Source organism: Streptomyces sp. NPDC028419, assembly GCF_055565515.1.
On record NZ_JBVHUE010000025.1, the window covers coordinates 83,098 to 107,628 of the forward strand.

At 72.6% G+C, this 24,531-nt stretch carries 27 protein-coding genes; 24 read left to right on the forward strand and 3 right to left on the reverse strand.

Features of this window, described 5'->3' with window-relative positions:
• The first annotated feature begins 37 nt into the window (after window positions 1-37).
• From ACZ4UB_RS26995 to ACZ4UB_RS27020, 6 genes are read left to right on the forward strand one after another with little or no spacing between them, the layout of a single operon-like run.
• Complete coding sequence (locus tag ACZ4UB_RS26995) at window positions 38-925, forward strand: glycosyltransferase family 8 protein (protein WP_468073933.1); 888 nt, start codon at window positions 38-40, stop codon at window positions 923-925.
• Window positions 922-1,803 carry an aminoglycoside phosphotransferase family protein gene (locus ACZ4UB_RS27000; protein ID WP_468073935.1) on the forward strand — a complete coding sequence of 294 codons (882 nt, stop codon included), beginning with the start codon at window positions 922-924 and terminating at the stop codon, window positions 1,801-1,803. Before ACZ4UB_RS26995 ends, ACZ4UB_RS27000 begins: the two co-directional genes overlap by 4 nt.
• Window positions 1,800-2,531: a glycosyltransferase gene (locus ACZ4UB_RS27005; protein WP_468073937.1), complete on the forward strand. Its 732-nt coding sequence runs from the start codon at window positions 1,800-1,802 to the stop codon at window positions 2,529-2,531. Before ACZ4UB_RS27000 ends, ACZ4UB_RS27005 begins: the two co-directional genes overlap by 4 nt.
• Window positions 2,528-3,424, forward strand: coding sequence for a PIG-L deacetylase family protein (locus tag ACZ4UB_RS27010; protein ID WP_468073939.1), 897 nt, complete (start codon window positions 2,528-2,530; stop codon window positions 3,422-3,424). Before ACZ4UB_RS27005 ends, ACZ4UB_RS27010 begins: the two co-directional genes overlap by 4 nt.
• Window positions 3,421-4,035, forward strand: a complete 615-nt coding sequence (locus ACZ4UB_RS27015) for a hypothetical protein (protein ID WP_468073941.1) — start codon at window positions 3,421-3,423, stop codon at window positions 4,033-4,035. Before ACZ4UB_RS27010 ends, ACZ4UB_RS27015 begins: the two co-directional genes overlap by 4 nt.
• A gap of 7 nt (window positions 4,036-4,042) precedes the next feature.
• Window positions 4,043-5,074: a glycosyltransferase gene (locus tag ACZ4UB_RS27020; protein WP_468073943.1), complete on the forward strand. Its 1,032-nt coding sequence runs from the start codon at window positions 4,043-4,045 to the stop codon at window positions 5,072-5,074.
• On the opposite strand, the gene ACZ4UB_RS27025 is transcribed toward ACZ4UB_RS27020, so the two are convergent.
• Window positions 5,071-6,168 carry a phosphotransferase gene (locus tag ACZ4UB_RS27025; protein ID WP_468074029.1) on the reverse strand — a complete coding sequence of 366 codons (1,098 nt, stop codon included), beginning with the start codon at window positions 6,166-6,168 and terminating at the stop codon, window positions 5,071-5,073. The two genes, ACZ4UB_RS27020 and ACZ4UB_RS27025, sit on opposite strands and share 4 nt — an antisense overlap.
• Window positions 6,169-6,232: 64 nt before the next feature.
• Between ACZ4UB_RS27025 and ACZ4UB_RS27030 the strand changes: the two genes are divergently transcribed.
• The 5 genes from ACZ4UB_RS27030 (at window position 6,233) to ACZ4UB_RS27050 (ending at window position 11,842) form a co-directional block, all read left to right on the forward strand.
• On the forward strand, window positions 6,233-6,355 hold the full coding sequence (locus tag ACZ4UB_RS27030; protein ID WP_468073945.1) for a hypothetical protein: 123 nt from the start codon (window positions 6,233-6,235) through the stop codon (window positions 6,353-6,355).
• A 127-nt stretch (window positions 6,356-6,482) separates the two neighbouring features.
• Window positions 6,483-7,685, forward strand: a complete 1,203-nt coding sequence (locus ACZ4UB_RS27035; protein ID WP_468073947.1) for an IS701 family transposase — start codon at window positions 6,483-6,485, stop codon at window positions 7,683-7,685.
• Between the two features lie 46 nt (window positions 7,686-7,731).
• Window positions 7,732-8,862 carry a ParB/RepB/Spo0J family partition protein gene (locus tag ACZ4UB_RS27040; protein ID WP_468073949.1) on the forward strand — a complete coding sequence of 377 codons (1,131 nt, stop codon included), beginning with the start codon at window positions 7,732-7,734 and terminating at the stop codon, window positions 8,860-8,862.
• A gap of 30 nt (window positions 8,863-8,892) precedes the next feature.
• Window positions 8,893-10,422 carry an MFS transporter gene (locus ACZ4UB_RS27045; RefSeq protein ID WP_468073951.1) on the forward strand — a complete coding sequence of 510 codons (1,530 nt, stop codon included), beginning with the start codon at window positions 8,893-8,895 and terminating at the stop codon, window positions 10,420-10,422.
• 37 nt (window positions 10,423-10,459) lie between these two features.
• The gene (locus ACZ4UB_RS27050) at window positions 10,460-11,842 is read left to right on the forward strand and encodes an FAD-binding oxidoreductase (protein ID WP_354379820.1); all 1,383 of its coding nucleotides are present in this window, start codon (window positions 10,460-10,462) and stop codon (window positions 11,840-11,842) included.
• Between the two features lie 74 nt (window positions 11,843-11,916).
• On the opposite strand, the gene ACZ4UB_RS27055 is transcribed toward ACZ4UB_RS27050, so the two are convergent.
• Complete coding sequence (locus ACZ4UB_RS27055) at window positions 11,917-12,336, reverse strand: VOC family protein (RefSeq protein ID WP_467964173.1); 420 nt, start codon at window positions 12,334-12,336, stop codon at window positions 11,917-11,919.
• Complete coding sequence (locus ACZ4UB_RS27060) at window positions 12,333-13,046, reverse strand: class I SAM-dependent methyltransferase (protein WP_468073954.1); 714 nt, start codon at window positions 13,044-13,046, stop codon at window positions 12,333-12,335. Before ACZ4UB_RS27060 ends, ACZ4UB_RS27055 begins: the two co-directional genes overlap by 4 nt.
• A gap of 246 nt (window positions 13,047-13,292) precedes the next feature.
• On the opposite strand from ACZ4UB_RS27060, the gene ACZ4UB_RS27065 reads away from it, so the two are divergent.
• The 13 genes from ACZ4UB_RS27065 (at window position 13,293) to ACZ4UB_RS27125 (ending at window position 24,529) form a co-directional block, all read left to right on the forward strand.
• Window positions 13,293-14,117, forward strand: coding sequence for an SDR family NAD(P)-dependent oxidoreductase (locus ACZ4UB_RS27065; RefSeq protein ID WP_354379817.1), 825 nt, complete (start codon window positions 13,293-13,295; stop codon window positions 14,115-14,117).
• A 53-nt stretch (window positions 14,118-14,170) separates the two neighbouring features.
• The gene (locus tag ACZ4UB_RS27070; protein ID WP_468073956.1) at window positions 14,171-15,373 is read left to right on the forward strand and encodes an acyl-CoA dehydrogenase family protein; all 1,203 of its coding nucleotides are present in this window, start codon (window positions 14,171-14,173) and stop codon (window positions 15,371-15,373) included.
• Between the two features lie 32 nt (window positions 15,374-15,405).
• Window positions 15,406-15,882 (forward strand): PhzA/PhzB family protein, encoded by a 477-nt coding sequence (locus tag ACZ4UB_RS27075; protein WP_354379815.1) that lies wholly within the window; start codon window positions 15,406-15,408, stop codon window positions 15,880-15,882.
• Between the two features lie 14 nt (window positions 15,883-15,896).
• Window positions 15,897-16,520 carry an isochorismatase family protein gene (locus ACZ4UB_RS27080; protein ID WP_468073959.1) on the forward strand — a complete coding sequence of 208 codons (624 nt, stop codon included), beginning with the start codon at window positions 15,897-15,899 and terminating at the stop codon, window positions 16,518-16,520.
• Entirely contained in the window at window positions 16,517-18,391 is a 1,875-nt protein-coding gene (locus ACZ4UB_RS27085) for an anthranilate synthase family protein (protein ID WP_468073961.1), read from the forward strand. Before ACZ4UB_RS27080 ends, ACZ4UB_RS27085 begins: the two co-directional genes overlap by 4 nt.
• A complete protein-coding gene (locus ACZ4UB_RS27090; RefSeq protein ID WP_354379812.1) occupies window positions 18,388-18,756 on the forward strand; it encodes a hypothetical protein in 369 nt (122 codons plus the stop codon). The genes ACZ4UB_RS27085 and ACZ4UB_RS27090 overlap by 4 nt, the downstream gene beginning before the upstream one ends.
• Window positions 18,749-19,612: a PhzF family phenazine biosynthesis protein gene (locus tag ACZ4UB_RS27095; RefSeq protein ID WP_354379811.1), complete on the forward strand. Its 864-nt coding sequence runs from the start codon at window positions 18,749-18,751 to the stop codon at window positions 19,610-19,612. Before ACZ4UB_RS27090 ends, ACZ4UB_RS27095 begins: the two co-directional genes overlap by 8 nt.
• Window positions 19,613-19,627: 15 nt before the next feature.
• Complete coding sequence (gene phzG, locus ACZ4UB_RS27100) at window positions 19,628-20,302, forward strand: phenazine biosynthesis FMN-dependent oxidase PhzG (RefSeq protein ID WP_468073963.1); 675 nt, start codon at window positions 19,628-19,630, stop codon at window positions 20,300-20,302.
• Between the two features lie 73 nt (window positions 20,303-20,375).
• Entirely contained in the window at window positions 20,376-20,897 is a 522-nt protein-coding gene (locus tag ACZ4UB_RS27105) for a flavin reductase family protein (RefSeq protein WP_354379809.1), read from the forward strand.
• Window positions 20,898-20,986: 89 nt separating this feature from the next.
• The gene (gene wrbA / locus ACZ4UB_RS27110) at window positions 20,987-21,586 is read left to right on the forward strand and encodes an NAD(P)H:quinone oxidoreductase (RefSeq protein WP_354379906.1); all 600 of its coding nucleotides are present in this window, start codon (window positions 20,987-20,989) and stop codon (window positions 21,584-21,586) included.
• A 51-nt stretch (window positions 21,587-21,637) separates the two neighbouring features.
• Window positions 21,638-23,215: an amino acid adenylation domain-containing protein gene (locus ACZ4UB_RS27115; RefSeq protein ID WP_468073966.1), complete on the forward strand. Its 1,578-nt coding sequence runs from the start codon at window positions 21,638-21,640 to the stop codon at window positions 23,213-23,215.
• Window positions 23,212-23,505: a phosphopantetheine-binding protein gene (locus ACZ4UB_RS27120; protein WP_354379807.1), complete on the forward strand. Its 294-nt coding sequence runs from the start codon at window positions 23,212-23,214 to the stop codon at window positions 23,503-23,505. The genes ACZ4UB_RS27115 and ACZ4UB_RS27120 overlap by 4 nt, the downstream gene beginning before the upstream one ends.
• Window positions 23,506-23,512: 7 nt before the next feature.
• Window positions 23,513-24,529 carry a 3-oxoacyl-ACP synthase III family protein gene (locus ACZ4UB_RS27125; protein ID WP_468073968.1) on the forward strand — a complete coding sequence of 339 codons (1,017 nt, stop codon included), beginning with the start codon at window positions 23,513-23,515 and terminating at the stop codon, window positions 24,527-24,529.
• Window positions 24,530-24,531: the final 2 nt, after the last annotated feature.

The following is a 24,531-nucleotide window of genomic DNA, read 5'->3' on the forward strand; positions in this document are numbered from 1 at the left end:
CCATGCCCGCGCACCCCGACCGGAAAGGTGGAGCCCCGTGTACGCGTTCGGTCTCTGTATCGACCAGCAGTACCTGATCCCCGGCCTGGCCGCCGTCACCGGCCTCGCTGACAGCCTCACCCCGGCCGCCCGACGGGATGCCGCCCTGCGCATCCTCACCCTCGACCTGGGCCCCGTTCAGGCGCTACTCCTCGCCGATCTCGCCAAGCGCGTCGGCTTCAGCTCCTTCGACCTGCGTCACTCTCCTCCGCTGCGTGCCTCCCGTATGGCGGACGACGCGTACATCACCGTCACCACCTACCTGCGGTTCGAGTTCACGCCCGGCTTCGTCCGCCGCCCTTATCTGATCTACGTCGACGCCGACGTACTCGTACGCGGAGACCTCACCGTGCCCCTGGGCACCCTCGGGCCGGGTGAGCTCGGTGCCGTGCGCGACGAGTTCAACCCGGCCGTGGGTCAATGCCCGGCCCTGCCCGGCGCGGCCGAACGATGGCCCCACCTGCGAGGCCGCTGCTACTACAACGCCGGCATGCTGTGGGCCCACACCCGCGACCTGCGGCGACTGCGGGACGGCGTTGAGCGTGTCCTCCTCGGTGGCCGACGCCACATCCTCCACAACGACCAGGACGCCCTGAACCTGTGGCTCCTCACCAACGGTCGGGTCCGCCCGGTCGAGGGCGCATTCAACCGCTTCGAGGTCGGTCGGTTCCTCGAACGCGGCAACTGGGTGCGCCGAGTCGTCACCCGCCCGCTGCGGCCTGATCCGACCGCCCACCTCATCCATTTCGTCGGCCCCGAGAAGCCATGGCAGACCACCTGCCCGGTAACGGACGACGTTCGTGAGTACCGGACGCACCTGGCCCACGCCATGAGGCATGTCCGCCGTCTCGGCGCGGTCGGCATCGAACCGGCGGGTATCCGGTGAACCCGCAGGTTCCGTCGGCGGTCGCCCGTGCCTGCACCACCCTGATCGGCGTCTCGGCCCGCGCTACGGAGCGCCTGACGGCCGGCACGCGAACGGCCGTGTACCGGACCGACCTCACCGACGGCCGCAGCGTCGTGGTCAAGCTGTACGCGTCCACCGCACGGCGCAACGCGATCAGCGAGGCTGCGGCGATCCGGTCCGTAGGCGCTCACGTGCCCGTGCCGCCCGTCCTCGGTTGCGGCGTACTTCCCGGTTACGGGTCGACGGCGCTCATCACGGCCGACCTCGGCCCGCTCACCCTCGGCAGTGCTCTCCGCTCGGGGCGAGTCCCCGACGGCCGCGCTTCGAGGGACCTCGGCGGCCTCCTCGGCCGCCTGCACCGGGCTCCGGTCCGAGCAGCCGCGCCGCGCAGGGCCTTCCATGAACAGGTCTCCTCCCTGGGCCGACGCTGCCCGCCCGGCACCCTGGACCGCATCGCTCCCACCCTGGCGACCATCGCCGACTCCCCCCACACGGCCCCGGTGTGGTGCCACGGCGACCTGCACTTCGACAACGTCGTGATCTCCGCCCCCCGCGGGGTGCGCCACCTGGTCGACTTCACCGACGCCGCCCCCGGCCCCCGTGAGTCCGACGTCGCGCAGACGCTCGTCATGACCAACGCCTTCACCACCATGAGGCTCGACGTGATCACCGGCGCCTACCCGCTGGCCCTTGATCCCCACCTGCTGAACGCGTGGGCCGTCTTCCACACCGTCCGTTGCTGGGCGCACTCCACCACAGGAGACGGTCGAGCCATGTGGTCGACCCGTGTGAACGACCTCACCCGAAGCAACCCCCGCCTCTTCCGCACCCCCCGTACGGAAAGGACGAGCCGATGACCACCCCGGCCCTGTCGGTAGTGATTCCGGCGTACAACGAGGTCGCCTACCTGCCCCGATACCTGCCCTCCGTCCTTGGCTCCCTGGGCCGTTGGGAGGAAGCCACCGGCCACACCGGCGAGGTGATCGTGGTGGACAACGCCAGTACCGATGCCACCGCCGACATGGCCGCCTCCTACGGCGTCCGCGTCGTGTCTGAAGCCGTCCGCAACATCGGCCGTGTCCGCAACACCGGTGCGGCTGCGGCCCGTAGCGGGCGGCTGTTCTTCACCGACGCCGACGTGGCGCTGCCCCTGGAGGCGGTCACTGCCGCCGCGGCTGCCGTGGACGCCGGCGCCGTCGGCGGCGCCATCCCTCCGCTCTACACCCCCGACCGGCTCGGCGCCCGCCTCCTGTGCGCCTACTGGGACCACTACCGCACACGTCGCGGCGGGGCCCAGGGGGTCAACCAGTTCTGCACCGCCGATGCGTTCCACCACGTAGGCGGCTATCGCGACGACCTGTTCATGGGTGAGGACGTGGAGTTCTTCGCCCGCCTCACCGCCCACGGACAGGCCACCGGCCGTCCCGTGAAGATCTTGGACGACCTGCGGGTACGGCCCTCCACCCGCCGCTACGACCAGTGGTCGAGCCTCCGGATGCTCTGGTGGCAGAACCCCGTCACCGCCCGCCTCCGTCTCGGATCCCCCCGCATGTGGCGCCACTGGTACGAGTCCACTGTCCGATGACGAAGGAGGCCCCAGTGAGTCCGCTCCTGCCCGTGCCGGACGCGACCGGCATCTACACCTTCCCCGACGACCTCGCCCACGCCCACCAGTCCTGGACCGACCGGCTCGCCGACCGCCACCGGTCCCACGACCACGGCGTACTGGAACTGGCCGCCCCGCACACCGGTCTGCCGTACTACATCGAGGCGCGCACCCCCACCGGCCGCCCCGTCCTCGTCATCGAACCGCATCACGACGACTTTGCCCTCTCCGCCTCCGGCACCTTCCTCGCTCACCCCCGCCCGCTCACCGTGGTCACGGTTTTCACCCGATCCAGAAGCGTCCACCCCGCATTGGAGGCCACGTACACCACTCAGTGGGCTGTCTCGGAGCTGAGGGATCGCGAAGCCGCTGCCTCCCTGGCCCCGTTCGCCGCCCGCCGTCGAATCCTCGGCCGGAAGGACGCCGAAGCTCCCTACCGGCCCTTCAGCCCCCAGACACTCGACCAGGTCACCGACGAACTCCGCGAGATCACCGAAGCCCACCCGAACGCCGAACTCCTCGCTCCCGCAGCCGTCACCCGCCACCCTGACCACCTTCTCGTCCACGCAGCCGCCGTCCGCCTCGGCTGCCGCTGGTTCTGGGAAGACCTCGCCTTCTGGCCCACGTACGCGCTCGCCGACTGCGACCACCACCTGTTCCGCGCCCGGACCGGGGCGGCCATGGTCCCCGAACTGGTCGACATCACCAGCACCGTCCTGGACAAGGTCACCGTCCTGCGGATGCACGGCTCCCAGATGCACCCGGAGCGCAAGCAGTACCGGCCGATCCGGCACGCCTTCACCGCCGCCACTGACCTCCTCGACGGAACCGGAACCTACGCCGAGCGCTTCTACCGGTCGGAGCCGAAGTGAAGATCATCGCCCTTGAAGGCCCGTCCTACGCCGGAAAGTCCACTGCGATACGCCACCTGCGCCAAACCTCCCTCGGCGTTCGTGCGTTCGTCTCCGACTGCTACGTCAAGCACATCGGGCATCGCGGCGACATCCCCCCTGCCCGCACCGACTCCCCGGCGGCCCAGCTGGCCGCGTTCGAGACGTTCATGGAGATCGAAGCCGTCCGAGTCTCCGCGGCTATTGCCGGTGGCCTGCCGCTCGTCATCCTGGAGCGCTCCGTGGACACCCTCCTCGCCCACGCCCACGCTCTCGACCTCCTCTTCGAGTACGGAGTGCACCACCGGCTCCGCGACCGGTTGCAGACCCTCCCGTTCCTGCGGCCCGATCACACCCTTTACCTCGACGTGCCCGCCGAAGTCCTCCACCTGCGCCGCAAGACCGCCGGCCACACCGCAGCCGAGTCCGACTACTTCCTCCACGAACCCGGATTCCTGGACCACGCCCGCGACTACTTCGTGCACGCCGCCACACCGCCCGTGTCGCGGGAGGTCACCGTCATGGCTGCCGACATCGGCCCGGCCGACGTCGCGCAGGCCGTGGAAGCCCTCGTCACCTTCTGGGCGAGGTGACAGGTAGATGCCCACCGCCCTGTTCGCCTGGCGCCGTACGCCTCCCCCGTTCCGCATCGGCGGCGCGGAAGTCACCCAGCAACTCCTCGCCGAAGAACTCGCCGTTGCCGGATGGCGCGTCGCCTACCTCGGCTCTCACGAAGCCCCCTGGGACGGCAGCACTCAGCGCACTGACATGCGCGCCTACCTTGATGCCCACCGCGCCCCGTACGTGGACGCGCGCGGGACCTTGCGCTACCGGTGGAACGGAGTGGACTGCATCGCCGTCCCCCAGGACCGCGTGGAGCCCATCCTGGGGAGCATGCTCGCCGGCCTGCGGCCCGATACCGTGTTCACCTCGCAGGAGGGCGCCGCCCAGCTCGTCGCGCAGGCCCGGCCGTCGGCCCTGGTGGCGGGTCTGCTGCACTCCGTATCCGCCACCGGCCTCGGGGTCCTCGCAGGCCACCCCCACTACGGTCTCGCCGTGTCGGAGTTCGTCCGGCACAGTGCGCCTCGTGCGGACGGAACCCGCCTCGCGGTGCTCTACCCGCCGTTCGCCCCGCCCGCTCCGCGCCAGGACGCCCCCCGTTCCGCTTCAGTGCTCATGGTCAACCCGATCCCCGCCAAAGGCTCCGCCCTGCTGCACCAGCTCATCCCACTCATGCCGGAGCAGCACTTCACCCTGGTCGAAGGCTGGTGGAACACTGCCGCCGACTTCTCCGCCTACCCGAACGTGACCTTCGTACCCCGCGTTCACGACATGGGACCGCTCTACCGTGGCCACAGGCTGCTCCTGGTGCCCTCCGCGGTGGACGACGCCTTCCCCCGGGTGATCATCGAGGCCGCCTTGCACGCCACGGCGAGCATCGGCACCGACCGGGGCGGCATCCCCGAGGCCATCGGCGGCGCCGGGATCGTCCTGCCCCACACAGCCGGGCCCCAGACCTGGGCGCGGGCGATCCGCGAAGCCGATCACCAGACTCTGGGCATCCAAGCCCGGCAGAGGGCGGTACGACTCACGCGGCCCTGCCTGCCAGAACTTCGGGCCCTCGGGATCTAAACGACTCCGGCGAACGCGTACTCCACCTGGTCGAGCCGGTCCGTCCACCAGTGGAGGAGGGCCTCGTCGGCGGTGAAGAGGTCATCGCAGGAGTGGTCACCCCGGTCGTAGTGGAATTCGAGCTGCCAGAAGTCCGTCATCCGCTTCCACCACAGCCGGCGCGCACCGTCGACCAGCACGACCGCCTCCAGCGGGACCACCGACCGGTAGCCGTCTACGAACGCCGACACCCGGCCAAGGTCGAACACGCCGTCCACGCCGAACTGCACCTGCGCCGTCCGTACGACTTCCTCGGCGTACGGGCGTACACCGAGCCGGTCCCAGTCCAGGACGGCGGCCAGCTCACCGCCCGCCCACAGCAGATTCCGGAACTGGAAGTCACCGTGCGTCCAGCCGTGCGGCCCCGCCGGAGCATCCCCCTCGGGACGCAGGTGGGCGTGCTTGCCGAGCAGGACCCGGCGCCGTTCGAGGGCACTCCCGGCGACGGCGTCGAACGCATCGCCCACCCCGCGACACCGAACGGCTTCCGCGAGCCGGTCGGCTTTCTGCAGCGCGTGCTCCGGTGCGGTCACGTCGGCGGTGACCGCACCGGGCACGGCAGACAGCACCTGTCCGCCGGCAGCGCGCCCGAGCGCCACATGAAGGCGGGCGAGCATCTCGCCGAGCGCGGCCACCTGCGACAGGGTGAGGTCGGTTCCACGGACGTGCTCCCCGGCGGACCACGGGAAGAGGCAGTACCCGTCGCCGTTGATCTCGGCGACGGTGTCACCCGAAGCTGTGGCCACCGGAGCGCACACAGGGATGCCGTCGTCAGCGAGGGAGGAAAGGACAGAGAGGTTGCGGCGCAGTCGGTCGAGCGGCACGTCTGTGACCCGCTTGAGAGCGAACCGCCCGGCAGGAGTTTCCAACCGCCAGTTCACATTCATCAGGCCCTCGGCCAGATGGTGTCGGTCCAGCACATCGCCGAAACCGAACGCACCGATCAGCTCCGCAAGATCATCAGCGGGGATGTGCGTCCTGTCCGTCGCGGTCGTGTCAGTCACCCGGCGACGATACGCGAGCCCGGCACCCGCATGCACAAGGATCACCGCCATCTCCACCTCGGCAGGGTGTGCCCGGGATGCCTGGAGCGGATCGCGGCCCCAGGTGCGCGCGGCGATGCCCCTGACCTCGGCGGCCATCGCCGGATACGGCGTGCCGATGGTGGTTCAAGTGAACCTCGCCGAGCGGGTGTTCAGGGCCAACCGGTGGTCCATCGATCCGAGTGCCGACCTGACCTGACCCCCTCCCGGAGGTGACAAAGTCGTTGCGGGGGCGCCTAGGGGTCGCAAAACATAGAGAACACTCGCTATTCTTTATTTCGCTGGCCAACCGACCCGACCCGCCTCGCCGGAGGGAGCTGCCCGCCATGCCGACCGCCGACTTACTCGCCCGGCGTCTCTTCCACTGCCTGCCCCGTACCGATCAGCGCCGTTGGGCCGGTGCCTACCTGTCCGGGCTGTTGGGTACGCCCGGAAAGAAGTCCGTGCGGAACATGGCGCGGTCCACCGCCGCGCTCGGAGCCGCCTCGCAGTCGCTGCACCAGGTCGTCAACGCCAGTACCTGGGACTGGAATCCGGTCCGTCGGGAGCTGGCCGCCTGGTGCGGGGAGCAGGCCGGGGCACGGGCGCTGCGCATGGTGCCCGTGGTGATTCCCAAGCGCGGCCAGTGCTCCGCCGGAGTGCACCGCCGCTTCGACCCCGCGGGCGGGCGCACCCTGAGCTGCCAGCTCGCGCTCGGGCTCTTCCTCGTCACCGACCACGGCAGCGTTCCGGTCGACTGGAGGCTGGTGCTGCCCGGCCGCTGGAGCGAGGACGACGAGCTGTGCGAGCGGGCCCGGATACCGGCCGCCGCCCGCACCTCCCCGGCCGCCCCCGCCTCCCACCCCGGGCTCGGCCTCGACCAGGCCGCCGAGGCCGCCGCCGCACACGCGGCCGCCGCCGGCGTGCCCGTCGTCGCCGAGGCCGCCACCGAGGCCCCCCTCGACGCGGTGCGGCTGATCGCCGGCCTCGCCGGACGCAGCCTGGGCTTCGCCGTCTCCGTACCGCTCGGCACGCCCGTCCTGTGCGGTCCGCCCGGCGACCGCGCGCCCCACACCACCACCGTCGCCCGGCTCGCCGCCCGCCTCGGCCCCGCCTCCTCCCCGCTCGCGGGCGGGCGACTGCGCCGGGCGCCCGCGCTCATCCGCGTCCCCGGGGTGGCCCGACCGCTGGCGCTGCTCACCGAATGGGACCCGGCCACCCCGGAACGGCCGGTGAAGCACTGGATCGCCGACCCCGACGGCCGCACCCTGGCCGCCACCCGGTTCTCCCTGTCGGCCGCCGCCTCGCTGTCGCTGGCCACCTCGATGGACGTGCTGGAGGAGTGCGGGCTGCTCGACTTCGAGGGGCGCTCCTTCCCCGGGTGGCACCGACACATGACCCTCGTCTCGGCCGCCGCCGCCCACCGCCTGCTGGGCGGATCGCGGCGCGCCGCCGCCCGCCCCGCGCGGGCCCCCGAGCCCGCACCGCCCCGCGTGCCCGCCCGCGTCAGTGGCCAAGTCCGCGCCCGGGCCCACGCGTTCAGCGGCTGACCGTGCTCCGCGCCCCGTGCCCGAGGATGCCACCCAAGGAGTCGAAATGACCGTCGATACGGCGGCAGCCCCCATCCGCGCGATCAAGCTGCCCGCCCTCACCGCCCTGCCCGCCGTCACCGCGCTGCGCCCGGTCACGCTGCCCGCCCCGGCCTCGGCCCTGATGACCGGCTGCGTGCCCGTGCACGCGCTGCTGGACGCCGAGTCACCCCGGCTGGCCGGGGTGGACCAGGACCACGTACGGCTGCTCGCGGGCCTGGAGACGGAGCTGCCGCCGATCGTCGTCCACCGCTCCACCCTGCGGGTGATAGACGGTATGCACCGGCTCCACGCGGCCCGGCTGCGCGGCCGCGAGTCCATCGCCGTCCGCTGGTTCGACGGCACCCGCCCCGAAGCCTTCCTGCTGGCCGTCGAGGCGAACAACCGGCACGGGCTGCCGCTGACCCTCTCCGACCGCCGCGAGTCCGCCCGCCGCATCCTGCGCGCCTGGCCCGAGTGGTCGGACCGGGCGGTCGCCGCCAAGGTCGGGCTGTCCGGCAAGACCGTGGGCGTGCTGCGCCGCACCGCCGCCGAGAACGGCGAGGCCGGGGCCCCCGGGGAACTGCCCGCCGCCCGGGTCGGCTGCGACGGCCGGGCCCGCCCGCTCAACGCCACCGAGGGCCGGCTGCGGGCCATGGACTACCTCGCGGTCCGCCCCGAGGCCTCGCTCCGCGAGATCGCCCGCTCCGCCGGCATATCGGTGGAGACCGCCCGGGACGTGCGCGACCGGCTCGGCCGCGGCGAGGGTCCCCTGCCCGGCAGCGGCGCGGGGGCGCGTACGGGCGCCGGTACGGGAGCGCGCGGCGCCGGCCCCGGCGGGCGTACGGGCGTACGGGCCCCCGCGCCGGACGGTGAGGGCGGCGCCCGGCGCCCCGACCGCGCCGCCCTCGACGTCCCCCTCGTCCTGGACTCCCTCAAGCGCGACCCCACCCTCAAGTACAGCGACGAGGGTCGCGCGATGATCCGCTGGCTGGAGGCCCGGATGATCCGCGAGGGCGAGAGCGGAGTGGTGCTGCGCGCCCCCGACCACCAGGCCCCCAAGATCGCCGCCATGGCCCGCGCCTGCGCCGCGCACTGGGCCGAGATAGCCGCGGAACTGGAACACCGCGGCGCGAGGTCGGCCACCGACGCGAACTGAACAACCGCTGAGAGAAGATGAGTTGACACGATGACGACCACCGCGAACACCACCACCGCGACGAACGCGAAGAATCCGTGGGCCGCGCTGGCGGCCCTCTGTGTCGGCTTCTTCCTGATCATGATGGACACGACGATCGTGACCGTCGCGATCCCCGGCATCATGAGCGGCCTGGACGCCGACCTGAACCAGATCACCTGGGTGCACAGCGTCTACCTGCTCACCTACGCCGTGCCCCTGCTCGTCGCCGGACGGCTCGGCGACCGCTTCGGCCGCAAGCCCGTCTTCCTGGCCGGCATGGCCGTCTTCACCGCCGCCTCCCTGTGGTGCGGGCTGTCCGGCAGCGCCGACATGCTGATGGCCGCCCGCGCCGTACAGGGCGTCGGAGCCGCGCTGATGGCTCCGCAGACCATGGCCTTCGTGACCACGCTCTTCCCGCCCCACCGGCGCGGCGCGGCCCTCGGCGTCTGGGGCGCCGTCGCGGGCCTGGCCACCACGGTGGGCCCGCTGCTCGGCGGCTTCCTCGTCGGCTCCGCGGGCTGGCAGTGGATCTTCCTGGTCAACGTGCCGATCGGCCTCGCCGGGCTCGCCATGACCGCGAAACTGGTCCCCGGCGGCCAGCCCCGCAACCACCGCCGCTTCGACCTGCTCGGCACCCTGCTCTCCGGACTCGGCCTGTTCGCCCTCGTGTTCGGCCTGCAGAACGGCCAGCACTACGACTGGGGCACCGTCGCCGGACCGGTCACCGTGCCGATGGTCATCGCCGCCGGCGTGGTGCTGCTCGTCGTCTTCGTGCTCTGGCAGCGCTTCAACCCGCGCGAGCCGCTGATGCCGCTCTCCCTCTTCCGGCGCCGGCACTTCTCCACCGCCGCCTTCGCCGCGGCCGCCATCGGCTTCGCCGTCACCGGCCTCTACCTGCCGCTCACCCTCTACATGCAGGCGGTCATGGAGCTCTCCCCGCAGCAGGCCGGGCTGCTCATGGTGCCCGTCGCCGTCTCCAGCGGGCTGGCCGGGCCGCTGGCCGGCACCCTCTCCGACCGGGTCCCCGGCAAATGGGTGGTCCTCGCCGGATTCCTGGTCTTCGCGGCGGGGCTGGGCATGATCGTGCTGGCGATGCGCCCCGAGGGCGGGGTCTGGCAGCTCGCCGGCGCGCTGTTCTTCGCCGGGATCGGCACCGGCGCCGCCTTCGCGCCCATGGCCAATGTGGCCACCGGCACGCTGCCCGTCACGGAGATCGGCGCGGGGGCCGGGATGTACAACTCGATCCGCCAGGTCGGCTGCGTCATCGGCGCCGCCGCCGTCGGCGTGCTGATGCAGGCGCAGTTGTCCTCCCGCCTCGCCACCGAGACCCTCGCCGAGAACGCCACCACCGCCGAACGCCACGCGTTCCACGAGGGGTTGGCGCAGGCGTCGGGAACGACCCTGCTGCTTCCCGTGGTAGTCCTGCTCGTGGGCGCGCTCGCCTGCCTGCTCATGCCGTCCGGAAAGTCCGCGCACGCGAGCGAAAGCGCCGCGAAGCCGCTGGACGCCCCGAATTCCGACCTGCAAAAGGTCGGCTGAACCACCGCATCGCGTGCCATCGAAAGGAATAGTCCTGATGTCCCATGACAACACCCGGATTGACTTCACCTCCCTTACGGATTCGGTGACCGGACCGGTATTCACCCCCGGGCAGGAGGGCTACGAGGAGGAACTCACCGGATTCCAGACCGGTTACCGGCACGACCCCGCCGCCGTCCTCGGCGCGGCCGACGCCGAGGACGTCCGCCTCGCGGTCGCCTTCGCCGCCGAGCACGGGATCGCCGTCACCGTCCAGTCCACCGGGCACGGCGTCACCGTCCTGGACCGCGGCGGCCTGGTCATCAACACCCGGCGCCTCACCGAGGTCACCGTCGACCCCGCGGCGCGCACCGCCCGCATCGGGGCCGGCGCCCGCTGGGAGCAGGTCGTCGAGCGGACGGCCCCGCACGGGCTGGCCCCGCTGAGCGGTTCCGCCGGGCACGTCGGCGTGGTCGGTTACACCCTGGCGGGCGGACTCGGGCTGCTGGCCCGCGAGTTCGGCTACGCCGCCGACCTGGTCGAGGCCGTCGAGGTGGTCACCGCCGACGGACAGGCCCGCCGGGTCACCGCCGACAGCGACCCCGACCTGTTCTGGGCGCTGCGCGGCGGCCGGGACAACTTCGGCATCGTCACCGCCCTGGAGATCTCGCTGCTGCCGGTCGCCACGGTCTACGGCGGCGGCATGTACTTCGACGCCGCCCAGGCCGATCTGGTCCTGGAGCAGTTCCGGAGCTGGACCGCGACCGCCCCCGAGAGCGTCACCGCCTCCCTCGGCATGATCGAGTACCCGCCGATCCCGGTGTTCCCCGAGCCGCTGCGCGGCCGCCACGTCGTGCACGTCCGCTTCGCCACCACCGACCTGGCCGCCGGCCCCGAACTGGTCGCCCCCTGGCGCTCCTTCGGCGCCGAGATCATCCACGAGCACCTCGGTGAGCTGGCCTACCCCGAGGTCGGCTCGATCTACGCCGAGCCGACCTTCTCGCACGCCTACGACGGCAACAGCGTCCTGCTGAGCGAGCTGACCCCCGAGGTCCTGGCGGCCGTACGCACCCTGGCCGGGCCCGGAGCGCCGGTGGACTGCATCGTCGACCTGCGGCACATGGGCGGGGCCCTGGCGCGCCAGCCCGCCGTGCCCAACGCGGTGCCGTTCCGCGAGGCCGCCTACATCCTGCGCGTCCTGTCCGGCTCGGACGAGGCGCCGCTGGCCGAGATCCGCGCCGCGCACGCGGCCCTGGACGAGGCCGTCGCGCCCTGGACCCTGGGCCGCTCGCTGAACTTCGTCTACGGCGAGCGCACCGCCGACGCCTACGCGGGCGAGCTGTACGACCCGGCCACCCGGGCCCGGCTGGCCAAGCTCAAGGGCGTCTACGACCCGGCCAACCTCTTCCGCACCAACTTGAACATCGAGCCCGCCGCGTAGCACGCGCCCGGCGCAGCGACAGCGCCCCGGGACCGGATCGATCCGGTCCCGGGGCGCTGACGTGCGCGGGCGGGTCAGGCGGCGGGGGAGCCCAGGCCCACGCGGTTGCCCGCGGGGTCGCGCACGTACGCCACGCGCTCGCCCCACGGGGTGTTCTCCGGCTCCTGGACCACCGGGGCGCCCGCGGCCCGCAGGGCGTCCACGGTGACGTCGACGGCCTCCACGAAGACGAACAGGTCCACCCCGCCCGACGGCAGGTCGACGGCCTTGTCGTCCCGGCTCACCGCCAGCTCCGCGTCGTCGCGGCGCAGGGCGACGAAGTCCGGTTCTCCCTGCGCCGGGTGGCGGTGCCCGGCCCGGAAGCCGAGCCGCTCGTAGAAGGCGGCGGTGGCCCCCACCCGGCGGGCGCGCAGCACGGGGAAGGCGCGCCGCACCACGGCGGGGGCGGCGGGCCGCGAAGGGGTGATGGGGAGCGAGGAGTGGGCCCCGCTCACGCCGCGGACCCCTCGGCGCCGCGGTCGGCGTACAGCTTCCACACCGGCAGCCGGGTGCGGCCCTTCTCGTCCAGCTCGGGGCGCCGGCCGGTGCGCTCGAAGAACTTCTCCATGCCGACCGCGACGCCCGCGTACTCCGACAGCTCCAGCGAGGTGATCGTCCAGCCCGCCGCCGTCAGCGTCGCGCGCAGCTCCTCCTCGGACACCGACAGCGGCGCGGGCATGCCGCCGGGCACGTCGGCGAAGCACAGCACGCTCAGCCGCGCCCCGGGGCGGGTGACCCGGTGCAGGGCGGCCGCGTACAGGGGGCGGGCGGCCGCCGGCAGGGTGTGGAAGAGGGCGCTGTCCAGGACGGAGTCGAAGCGGCCCTCGTAACCGGTCAGGGCGGTCGCGTCGGCCACGGCGAACTCGATGTCGAGGTCGCCGGCCCGGGCGCGGGCCTGCTCGATGGCGGCGGAGGCGGCGTCGACGGCGGTGACCTTGTAGCCGCGGCCGGCCAGGAAGACGGCGTTGTCGCCGGGGCCGCAGCCCACGTCGAGGACCGCGCCGCTGAAGCGACCCAGTCGCTCCAGCTCCACCACGTCGGGCTGGGCCTCGCCGATGTCCCACGGGACGACCTTGATGGCGGCCCCTTCGAGCAGTTCGCCGCCCGTGTAGACGGCGTTGAAGTCGGCGGCGGCGTAGTCGTAAGTCTGTTCCGTGGCGCTCACGCGAATCTCCTTGCGGTGAATTCGATCTCGGGGATCCGTAGGTGCGGGATTCACGGCAGTATCACCCGCCAACTCCCGTGTCCGAAACGGTGGTTGGTGTCCGAGCGAGGTGTCTGCGGACGCCCTTCCGTGTCCGTCCGAGGAAATTCCGCACTTGGACGGGGTGTCCGAATTCCTTTCATGGACAGGCCGCTGCGCGTCGGGATGAATGGAGCACAAGCCTCACCGACGGGTTAAGGAGCCGCAGTGACTTCCGCAGTGACAGGAAAGGTCTGGTTCATCACCGGGACGTCCCGGGGCTTCGGCCGGGTCTGGGCCGAGGCCGCCCTCGAACGGGGCGACAAGGTCGCCGCCACCGCCCGCGACCTCGCCTCCCTCGACCCCCTCGTCGAGGCGTACGGCGAGGCGGTCCTGCCCCTGCGGCTCGACATCCGCGACCGGGACGCGGCCTTCGCCGCCGTCGCCGCCGCCCACGCCCACTTCGGCCGGATCGACGTGGTCGTGAACAACGCGGGCTACGGACTCTTCGGCGCGGTGGAGGACGTCACCGAGGAGCAGGCCCGCGCGCAGCTCGACACCAACCTCTTCGGCACGCTGTGGGTGACCCAGGCCGTCCTGCCGGTCCTGCGGGCCCAGGGCAGCGGACACATCCTCCAGATGTCCAGCATCGCCGGACTCGCGTCCTGGCCGATGCTCGGCCTCTACCACGCCTCCAAGTGGGCGATCGAGGGCCTGACCGACTCCCTCGCCCAGGAGGTGGGCCGCTTCGGCATCCACGTCACCCTGGTCGAGCCGGGCCCGTACAAGACGGACTGGCGCGGGAGTTCGGCCGTATGGGCCGAGCCCTCCGAGGCGTACGCCGACTTCGCCAAGGCCCCCTCGGCGGGCTCCGCCCCCGGCGACCCGGCCGCCACGGCCGGCCCCGTCCTGGAGCTGGTCGACCACCCGGACCCGCCGCTGCGCGTCCTGCTCGGCGCGACCGTGCTGGACACGATCACCACCGCCTACGAGGAGCGCCTCGCCGGGTGGAAGCAGTGGGACGCCCTCGCCCGCGCCGCCCAGGGCAACTGAGCCCCCCTTACATAGCCCGACACCGAGCCAGAACCCTCGAAGGGAAGAAGACCGTGCAGAGTGAAGCCGTGAACGGCGTGGCCCCGGGCCGCGAGGAGCTGGTGGCCCGGGCGGCCGCACTGCGCGCGGGCCTGTGGGAGGACGCACCGCAGAGCGACGGCGCGCGGCGGCTGACCGGGCGGAGCATCGACGCGGTCACCGACGCGGGCCTGATGCGGCTCATGACCCCGCAGCGCCTGGGCGGCTACGAGGCCGACATCCGCACCCTGCTGGAGGTCGCCACCGAGGTGGGCCGCGGGTGCAGCTCCACGGCCTGGATCACCGGCGTGCTGAACGCGGGCAACTTCGTCGCCTCCCTCTTCCCCCGCCAGGTCCAGGACGAGGTGTGGAGCCTGAACCCGGACGCCCGCACCGCCCTCGTGCTCGGGATGCCCGCCCGCGGGGTCGAGAGCGCCGACGGCGGGGTGCTGGTCACCGGCGAGTGGGCCTACGTCTCCGGTTCGCTGCACGCCGACTGGGTGGGCGTGCTGATCGCGCGGCCGGTCGAGGGCTCCGACCCGGTCGTCCACTTCGCCCTGATGCGGGCCGACGAGGTCGAGATCAAGGACACCTGGCACTTCGCCGGGATGCGCGGCACCGGCAGCAACACCGTCGTCGCCTCCGGGGTCTTCGTACCCGAGCGCCGCCTGCTGCCCTACCTGCCGCTGCTCAACGGCGAGACGGACGGGCTGGTCGACCCCGCCCACCGCTACCGCAACAGCCTGGTCGGCCTCTTCTCCATCGGCCTGCTCGGCTCGCTGCTCGGCGGGGCCACCGCCGCCTTCGACTTCGTCCGCGAGTCGGCCCCCAAGCGGCCCGCCGCCGGGTCCCGCTACCCGAACCAGGCCGAGTCGCCCTCGCTCCAGCTGGACCTGGCCGAAGCCGCCACGAAGATCGAGACGGCGAAGCTGCTGGCCGCCAAGGTCGCCGACGCGGCCGACGCGGCCGCCTACGCCGGGGAGTTCGCGGACGTCCTGGTCCGGGCCGCCGCCCGGCAGTACTCCACGCAGGTCGCCCAGCTCTGTCGGGAGGCCGTGGACGTGCTGATGACGGCCTACGGCTCCTCCGCCTTCAACGAGGCCAACCCGCTCCAGCGGATCTGGCGCGACGTGAACGTCGGCAGCCGCCACGCGGGCTTCGGCATGGGCATCCCGCAGCAGCTCTACGGCCGGGCCCTGGTCGGCCGCGACCCGCGCGAGATCAGCCTGCTGGTCTGACCGCCGCCCTCCTCCCACCCGAAAGGAACACCGTGTCTTTCGAGCAGACGGCAGACGAGCAGGCGGTCCGCGAGCACAACCGGAGCATCGTCGAGCAGTACATGAACACCCGCGGCGAGGACCGCCTGCGCCGCCACCTCCTCTTCACCGAGGACGGCGTCGGCGGCCTGTGGACCAACGAGACCGGCCACCCGATCACCATCACCGGCCGCGACCGGCTCGGCGAGCACGCGGTGTGGTCCCTGCGCTGCTTCCCCGACTGGGCCTGGACGGACGTCGAGATCTTCTCCACCCAGGACCCGAACCGCTTCTGGGTCGAGTGCCGGGGCGAAGGAAAGATCGTCTACCCCGGGTATCCCGTCGGTCACTACACCAATCACTTCATCCACTCCTTCCTCTTCGAGGACGGAAAGATCAAGCAGCAGCGCGAGTTCATGAACCCCTGCCAGCAGTTCCGCGCCCTCGGGATCGACGTCCCGCAGGTACGGCGCGAAGGAATCCCCACGTAGTAAGGAGATGCCCGATGCCCGGCCTGCCCCCCGTCGCGTCCTATCCGCTGCCCACCGCCGCGGAACTGCCCGCCAACACCGTTTCCTGGACCCCTGACCCCGGCCGGGCCGTGCTGCTCGTCCACGACATGCAGCGCTACTTCCTGGCCGCCCTGCCCGACCCGCTGCGCGCCGACCTCGTGCACAACGCCTCGCAGCTCCGCAAGCGCGCCGCCGCCCTCGACGTCCCCGTCGCCTACACGGCGCAGCCCGGCCGGATGTCCGACGAACAGCGCGGCCTGCTCAAGGACTTCTGGGGTCCGGGCATGCGGACCGGGGACGCGGACCGCGAGGTGGTCGCCGAGCTGGCGCCCGACATCGAGGACTGGGTCTTCACCAAGTGGCGCTACAGCGCCTTCTTCCGCTCCGGCCTGCTGGAGCGGATGCGCGCCGAGGGCCGCGACCAGCTGATCCTGTGCGGGGTCTACGCCCACATCGGGGTGCTCGCCACCGCCATGGACGCCTTCAGCAACGACATCCAGCCCTTCCTCGTCGCCGACGCCGTCGCCGACTTCTCCGCCCCCGACCACGCCCGCGCCCTGGAGTACGTCGCCCAGCGCTGCGGCCGGGTCGTCACCGCCGGGGAGGTCTTCGCGTGAACAGAGACCTGCTCGCCCGGATCCTGGCCGGAGACGTCCACGACTTCGCCCTGCTGCACCGGCCCGAGCTCGCCCCCGACGCCGTCGAGGTGCTCGCCGGCGCCGTGCACACCCCGGCCGCGCTGGCCGACGTACCGCTGGACGCCGACCAGGTGCTCGTGGTCGTGCCCTACCGCCAGCTCGCCGAGCGCGGGTTCGCCGCGCCCGACGACGGCGCCCCGCTGCTCGCGATGACCGTCACCGAACGCCAGACGGTCCCGCTCGCCGCGCTGCCCGACCGGATCGCCGACCAGCCGGTGCACCTGAGCGGCGGCGGCTTCGACGTCGACGACGAGCAGTACGCGGCGACCGTGCGGCGGATCATCACCGACGAGATCGGCACCGGCGCCGGCTCCAACTTCGTCATCAAGCGCAGCTACACCGCGCGCATCGAGGACCACGCCCCGCGGCGGACCGCGCCCGCCCTCTTCCGCCGGCTGCTGGAACGCGAACAGGGGGCCTACTGGACCTTCGCCATCCACACCGGCGGGCGGACCTTCGTCGGCGCCACCCCCGAACGGCACGTCTCCCTCGCCGGCGGCACCGCCGTCATGAACCCCATCAGCGGCACCTACCGCTACCCGCCCACCGGGCCCACCCTCGACGGGGTCACCCGCTTCCTCGCCGACCGCAAGGAAGCCGACGAGCTGTACATGGTCGTCGACGAGGAACTGAAGATGATGGCCCGGATCTGCGCCGACGGCGGCCGGGTCACCGGACCCCACCTCAAGGAGATGGCCCGCCTCGCGCACACCGAGTACTTCATCGAGGGCACCACGGAGCGCGACGTGCGGGAGATCCTGCACGAGACGATGTTCGCGCCGACCGTCACCGGCAGCCCCCTGGAGAGCGCGGCCCGCGTCATCCGGCGCCACGAGCCCGAGGGCCGCGGCTACTACGGCGGGATCGCCGCCCTCATCGGCCGCGACCCCGCGGGCGGGCGCACCCTGGACTCCGCGATCCTGATCCGCACCGCCGACATCGACGCGGACGGCCGGATGCGGATCGGCGTCGGCGCCACCCTGGTGCGCCACTCCGACCCCGAGTCGGAGGTCGCCGAGACCCGCGCCAAGGCCGCCGGGCTGCTCAGCGCCCTGGAATCCGGCACCGCGGTGCGCTTCGCCGCGCACCCCGAGGTGCGGGCGGCCCTGGCGGCCCGCAACACCGGGATCGCCTCCTTCTGGTTGCGCGGCTGCGCCGAGCGCGGCGACCGCGGGGCGTGGGAGCCCCGCCTCGCCGGGCTGCGCGCGCTGGTCGTCGACGCGGAGGACACCTTCACCGCGATGATCGGCCAGCAGCTCGCCTCGCTCGGCCTGGAGGTGAGCGTCCGCCGCTTCGACCAGCCCTACGACGCGGCCGCCCACGACCTGGTCGTCCTCGGCCCCGGCCCCGGCGATCCGCGCGACGGCGCCGACCCGCGGATCGTGCACCTGAACGCGCTCGCCGGACAACTCCTGGAACAGGGAAGGCCGTTCATCGCGGTCTGCCTCAGCCACCAGGTGCTCAGCCTGCGCCTGGGCCTCCCGCTGGTCCGCCGCGCCACCCCCAACCAGGGCGTGCAGCGGCAGATCGACCTCTTCGGGACGGCCGAGCGGGTGGGCTTCTACAACACGTACGCCGCCCAGAGCGCCGAGGACGAGATCGACGCGGGTGACCTCGGCATCGTCGAGGTCAGCCGCGACCCGCACACCCGCGAGGTGCACGCCCTGCGCGGAGCGCGCTTCGCCTCCATGCAGTTCCACGCCGAATCGGTGCTCACCGTCGACGGCCCCCGGATCCTCGGGCAGGCCCTGCTGCGGGCCCTGGGGTCGCTGGAGGTGGCGGCCCGATGAGGGTGGACATCGCCTGGTGGGAGCTGGCCGGGACCGGCGCGAGCATCGACTCGCTGCGCGAGCACCTGCGCGAGGAGGCCGTGGACGCCTGGGTCGACGTGCCCGGGCTGGTCCTCAAGCTGTGGGTCGCCGACCGGCCCGGCAACCGGTGGGGGGCCGTGATGCTCTGGACCGAGCGTCCCCCCACCGACACCCTGCCCGCCAACCGGGCCGCCGAGCTGATCGGCGGCCCGCCCACGCACCGCTCGCGGTTCGAGGTCGAAGCCGCGGTGGAGGGCGTACACCCCCTCGTCACCCTCCACGGGCTCGGCGCCGCTTTCGCCGACGCCACCTCACTCAGTCAGGGAGCGCTTCCCCATGCATGACTACATGGTCGTGGATGCCTTCGCGCGCAACCCGCTCGAAGGCAACCCCGTGGCCGTCTTCTTCGGCAGCGAGGACCTCACGTCGGACCGGATGCAGGCCATCGCCCGGGAGATGAACCTCTCCGAGGTCACCTTCGTCCTGCCGCCCGACGCCGACGAGGCCGACGCCCGGATCCGGATCTTCACCCCGGTCAACGAACTGCCCTTCGCGGGCCACCCGATGCTCGGCACCGCCGTCGCGCTGGGCCTGTCCCGCAAGGCGCTCGGGGTCGGCCGCAAGGAGGAACGGCTGCGGCTGGAGACCGGCATGGGAGTGATCCCCTTCGACGTCGGCATGGACAACGCGGACGGCTCGGTCATCGTCCAGATGCGCCAGCCGCACCCGAGCTGGGAAGCGTACGAGCACGCCGAGGAGCTGCTGGAAGCCCTCGGGATCGACAAGTCCATCGCCCCGGTGGAGATCTACCACAACGGCCCGCGGCACGTGTTCGTCGGCCTGGAGAGCATCGAGGCGCTGTCCGCCGTACGGCCCGACCACCGGGCGCTGTCCCGCTTCCCCGACATGGCGGCGAACTGCTTCGCCGGCGCGGGGGAGGAGTGGCGCACCCGGATGTTCTCCCCGGCCTACGGGGTCGTGGAGGACGCGGCGACCGGTTCGGCCGCGGGGCCGCTGGCCATCCACCTGGCCCGGCACGGGCTGGCCCCGTACGGACAGCGCATCAAGATCACGCAGGGGGTCGAGATGGGCCGCCCGTCACGGATGTGCGCCACCGCGCACGGCCAGGCGGACCGGGTCAACGGGGTGCGGGTGGGCGGCTACGGCACGGTCATCGCCCGCGGAACCATCTACGTCTAGGGAGCAGCAGCGGCCATGAGCACTTCGACGAGCCCCGCCGTCCGGGCGGGCCTGGACACCAGCAAGTACGAGTCCCTGACCGGCGCCACCGACCTCCCCTTCCCCGAGTACGACGCCCCGCCCGCCGAACCCCTCGCCCTGGCCCGGCAGTGGATCGCCGAAGCCGTCCGGCGCGGGGTCCGCGAGCCCCGCTCGCTGGCCCTGGCCACCGCCACCCGGATGGGCCACGCCTCCAACCGGATCGTCACCATCGCCCGGGAGACCGAGCGCGGCTTCGTCTTCACCACCCACAGCACCAGCCGCAAGGGCCGCGAACTCGCCGACAACTGCTGGGCGTCCGGTGTCCTGTACTGGCGCGAGACCGGCCAGCAGCTCATCCTCTCCGGCCCGGTCACCGCCCTGTCGGCGGCCGAATCGGACGAGCTGTGGGCGGCCCGCCCCACCCCGCTGCACTCGATGACCACCGTCTCCCACCAGAGCGATCCGGCCGCCGACCTGGACGCCCTGCGCGAGCGGGCCTGGGGACTGGCCGAGGGCGGGCAGCCGCTGCCCCGCCCCGACCGGTTCACCGGCTACCTGCTGGAGCCCGCCGAGGTCGAGTTCTGGAACGCCGCCTCCGACCGGCTGCACCGCCGGCTCTCCTACACCCGCCTCGGCTGCGACTGGCACACCAGCCGCCTCCAGCCCTGACCGGCCCGCCGCCGGCCCCGCACCGACCCCGCACCGCTTCGAAGAGACCCGACCGGAAAGGAAGGACCGTGCGATGGAGCGCTCCCAGCTCACCGGCACGATGGCCCGCGTACCCGGCCCGGTGACGGTGGTGACCACGATCGACGGCGACGGCGAACGCTGGGGCTTCACCGCCAGCTCGTTCAGCTCCGTCTCCCTCGACCCGCCGCTCGTCTCGGTCTGTCTGGACAAGGGCGCCAGCACGCACGCCGCGTTCGCCACCGCCCGGCACTTCCTGATCAACGTCCTGACCGAGGAGCAGCACGCGGTCGCCCGCCGCTTCGCGACCTCCGGCATCGACCGCTTCGCCGCCGGGGACATGGAGACCTGCGAGCTCGGCCTGCCCGGCCTGCAGACGGCCGGCGTCCGCGTCGCCTGCTCCATGCACTCGGCGGTCGACGCGGGGGACCACACCATCCTCCTCGGCTGCGTCGAGGAGACGTACACGAGCGACCGCACCCCGCTCGTCTACTACAACCGCGCCTTCGCCCGGCCCACGCCCAACGCGTCCCGGGCCGAGCAGGACTTCAGCGCCTGCCACATCGCCGACTGGTGAACCTTCGAGCCGAGGAGCCGTACGCCGTGACCACCGCAGCGCCCACCACCGCACCCGCCGCCGCCCCCACCGACCGGGGCCGACTCGCCGTGAACGTAGCCGTGATCTACTACTCGGCCACCGGACACGTCACCGAGATCGCCCGGGAGATCGCCGAGACCGCCGAGAAGGCGGGCGCCGAGGTCCGCCTGCGCAAGGTCGCCGAACTCGCCCAGCAGTCCGCGATCGACGCCAACCCGGTCTGGGCCCGGCACGCCGCCGAGACCGCGGCCGTCCCGGTGGCCACCCCCGACGACCTGCTGTGGGCCGACGCGGTCCTCTTCGGCTCGCCCACCCGCTTCGGCAACGTCTCCGCCCAGCTCAAGCAGTTCCTCGACTCCCTCGGCCCGGCCTGGAGCCAGGGCCTGCTCGCCGACAAGGTCTACGGCGGCTTCACCTCCACCGCCAGTGAGCACGGCGGCCAGGAGTCCACCCTGCTGGCCCTGACCGCCTCCTTCCACCACTTCGGCGGCATCGTCGTCGCCCCCGGCTACACGCACCCCGACAAGTTCACCGACGGCAACCCCTACGGCACGGCCCACTGGTCCGGCGGCAAGGGGGCCCGGCCCGTGGACGACACCACCCGCAACGCCGCCCGCGCCCAGGCCGAACGCGTCGTCCGCTTCGCCCGCGCCGTGAAGCACGCCTGACCGACCGCACACCAGCCCAGTCCGTCCGCACCCCGGAGCCCGGAGCCCGCCATGACCATCGCCACCATCGGCCCGCCGCACACCGAACGCGCCACCGACTACCGCACGCTCACCGACCTCCTCGCCGGGTCCGTCGCGCGCTTCCCGGAGCACACCGCGATATCGGCCGACGGGATCTCGTACACCTACCGCCTCCTCGACGGCTGGGCGAACGCCATCGCCGACCTGCTCGTGCGCCGCGGCGTGGGCGGCGGGGACCGGGTGGCGCTGCGGCTGCCGCCGGGCGCCACGGCTATCGCCGCGATGATCGGCGTGATGAAGGCGGGCGCCGCCTACGTGCCGCTCGACGTGCGCAACCCGCCCGCCCGCAACGAGTTCATCGTCTCCGACAGCGGGGTGGCCGCCTTCCTCGGCGACCCCGACGGCTGCCCCACCGGCGCCGTCCCGGTCCTCTCCGAGGACACCCTCGCGGCCCTGCTGGACGGGCCCGTCTCCGCCCCGCCCGCCGGACCCGGCCCGGACCCGCACGACATCGCCTACATCATCTACACCTCCGGGACCACCGGCCGCCCCAAGGGCGTCCTGGTCCCGCACGGCGCCGCGGCCGTCCTGCTGGCCAGCGCCGACGGGCCCTTCGCCTTCAACGAGCGCGACAGCTGGCTGCTCTTCCACTCCATCTCCTTCGACTTCTCCGTCTGGGAGATCTGGGGCCCGCTGTCCACCGGCGCCCGCGTCGTCGTCCTGCCCGCCGGGACCGCCCGCTCGCCCGAGGCGACCCTGCGCTTCATCCGCCAGGAGGGCGTCACCGTCCTGAACCAGACGCCGACCGCCTTCGGCGCGCTCACCACCATCGTGCTGCGCGAGGACGCCGACCTGCCCGAACTGCGCTACGTCATCTTCGGCGGGGAGAAGCTGACCCCCGAGACCGTGCGCCCCTGGTCCAAGCGGTTCGGCCTCGCCCAACCGGCCCTGGTCAACATGTACGGGGTCACCGAGGCCGCCGTCCTCAGCACCTACCACCCGGTGACCGAGGAGGACCTCGACCGCGACGACCTCCCCGTCGGCATCCTGCTCTCCGGCACCGCCCGCGTGGTCACCGAGGACGGCCGCGAGGCCGCCCCCGGCGAGGAGGGCGAGCTGTGGCTGGCCGGACCGCAGGTCGCCGACGGCTACCTCGGCCGCCCCGAGCTGACCGCGGAACGCTTCCCGACCGTCGACGGCGTGCGCCACTACCGCAGCGGCGACCTCGTCAGCCGCCGCCACGACGGCCGCTTCGTCTACCGCGGCCGCGCCGACCTCCAGGTCAAGCTGCGCGGCCACCGCATCGAGCTCAGCGACATCGAACTCGCCGTCCAGGCGCACCCGCACGTCGCCGACGCCATCGTCTGGGTGCACACCTTCAAGCCCGGCGACGACCGGCTCGCCTGCGCCTACGTCGTCGCCGAGGGCGCCGAGGACCCGCGCGCCCGCACCCTGCGGGCCCACGTACGCGACCTGCTGCCGTCGTACATGCACCCGTCCGTCTACCAGGCGCTGCCGCTGGCCTACCTGCCGCGCACCGTCAACGGAAAGGTCAACCGGGCCGAGGTGGCCCGCATCTGGGAAGAGCAGAGGAGCCAGTCCGCATGAGCATCCCCCAGCACCACACGACCCCCGTCGCGCTGCCCGAGGAGGTCCGCGAGGCCACCCTCGCCTGGGTCGCCGAGCTCCTCGAAGAGCCCGACGTCACCCTGGAGGACACCTTCCTGGAGCTGGGCGGCCACTCCGCCCTCGCCCTCCAGCTCGGCCGCTACGCCCACGAGCGCTTCGGCATCGAGTACGACCTGCTGGTCCTCTTCGAGCGCCCGCTCGGCGAGGCCGCCGACGAACTGACCGAGCGGATCACCCGGATCAGCGCCCCCGACGCGGAAGCCGCCTGAGGCCGCCGTGGTCGACATCGGAATCGTCTCCTTCGGCTACGCGTTCGGGGAGGACCAGAGCGTCGCCGCCGCCGCGGCGGACTACGTCAGCGACCCCGAACGCGTCATCAAGTGGGGCTACCACACCTTCCACCGGGCCCCCGACGGGGTCACCGGCACCGACCTCTCGCGGGGCGCGGCCGAACAGGCCCTGGCCCGCGCCGGGATCACCGCCGACGCCCTCGACCTGGTCGTCGTCGCGATCACGGACATGCCCGAGTACTCCTACTGGGACAGCGCCTCCGCGCTGGCCCGGGAGCTGAAGATCGGCCGCACCCAGACCCTGCTCCTGCAGGAAGGGTGCGGGTCCGGGGTCAACGGCCTCTTCTACGTCGCCTCCACCCTGGCCATGCAACCCGAGGCCGAATACGCCCTGCTCGTCGTCGTCAACCGGGTCAGCGAGTTCCACCGCAACCGGATGAACGTCATCAACACCGTGCTGTCCGACGCGGCCGTCGCCGTCGTCGTCCGGCGCGGCCACGACGCCAACAAGTGGCTCGCCAGCGAGCAGTTCACCGACCCCGAGTACAGCGACCTGCTGCGCCTCGACTTCGGCGGCGCCGTCACCCCGCTGCCCCCCGTCGGCTGGACCAGCGCGGACGCGCCCTCCGCCTACGACCAGGTGCGCGAGCAGTTCGGCGGCAACCCCGCCGCGCTGCGCACCTTCATCGGCGAGCGCTACACCCGCCTCGTCGAGGTCATCGAGGGCGCGTGCCGCCGGGCCGGGGTACGGCGCACCGACCTGGACCACGTCATCTACCTGAACGACGTCCCCTCCAGCATCGCCGCCGTCGCCGGACCGCTCGGCATCCCGCTGGAACGCACCAACGCGGCCATCGCCCCCGGCCACGGCCACATGGGCGGCGCCGACCAGCTGATCTCGCTCGGTCTCCAGGTGGAGAGCGGCGAACTGAAGACCGGCGACCTGGTGGCCCTGTGCGGGATCTCCACCGGCCGCTGGTGCGCCACCTTGATCCGCATCTAGAG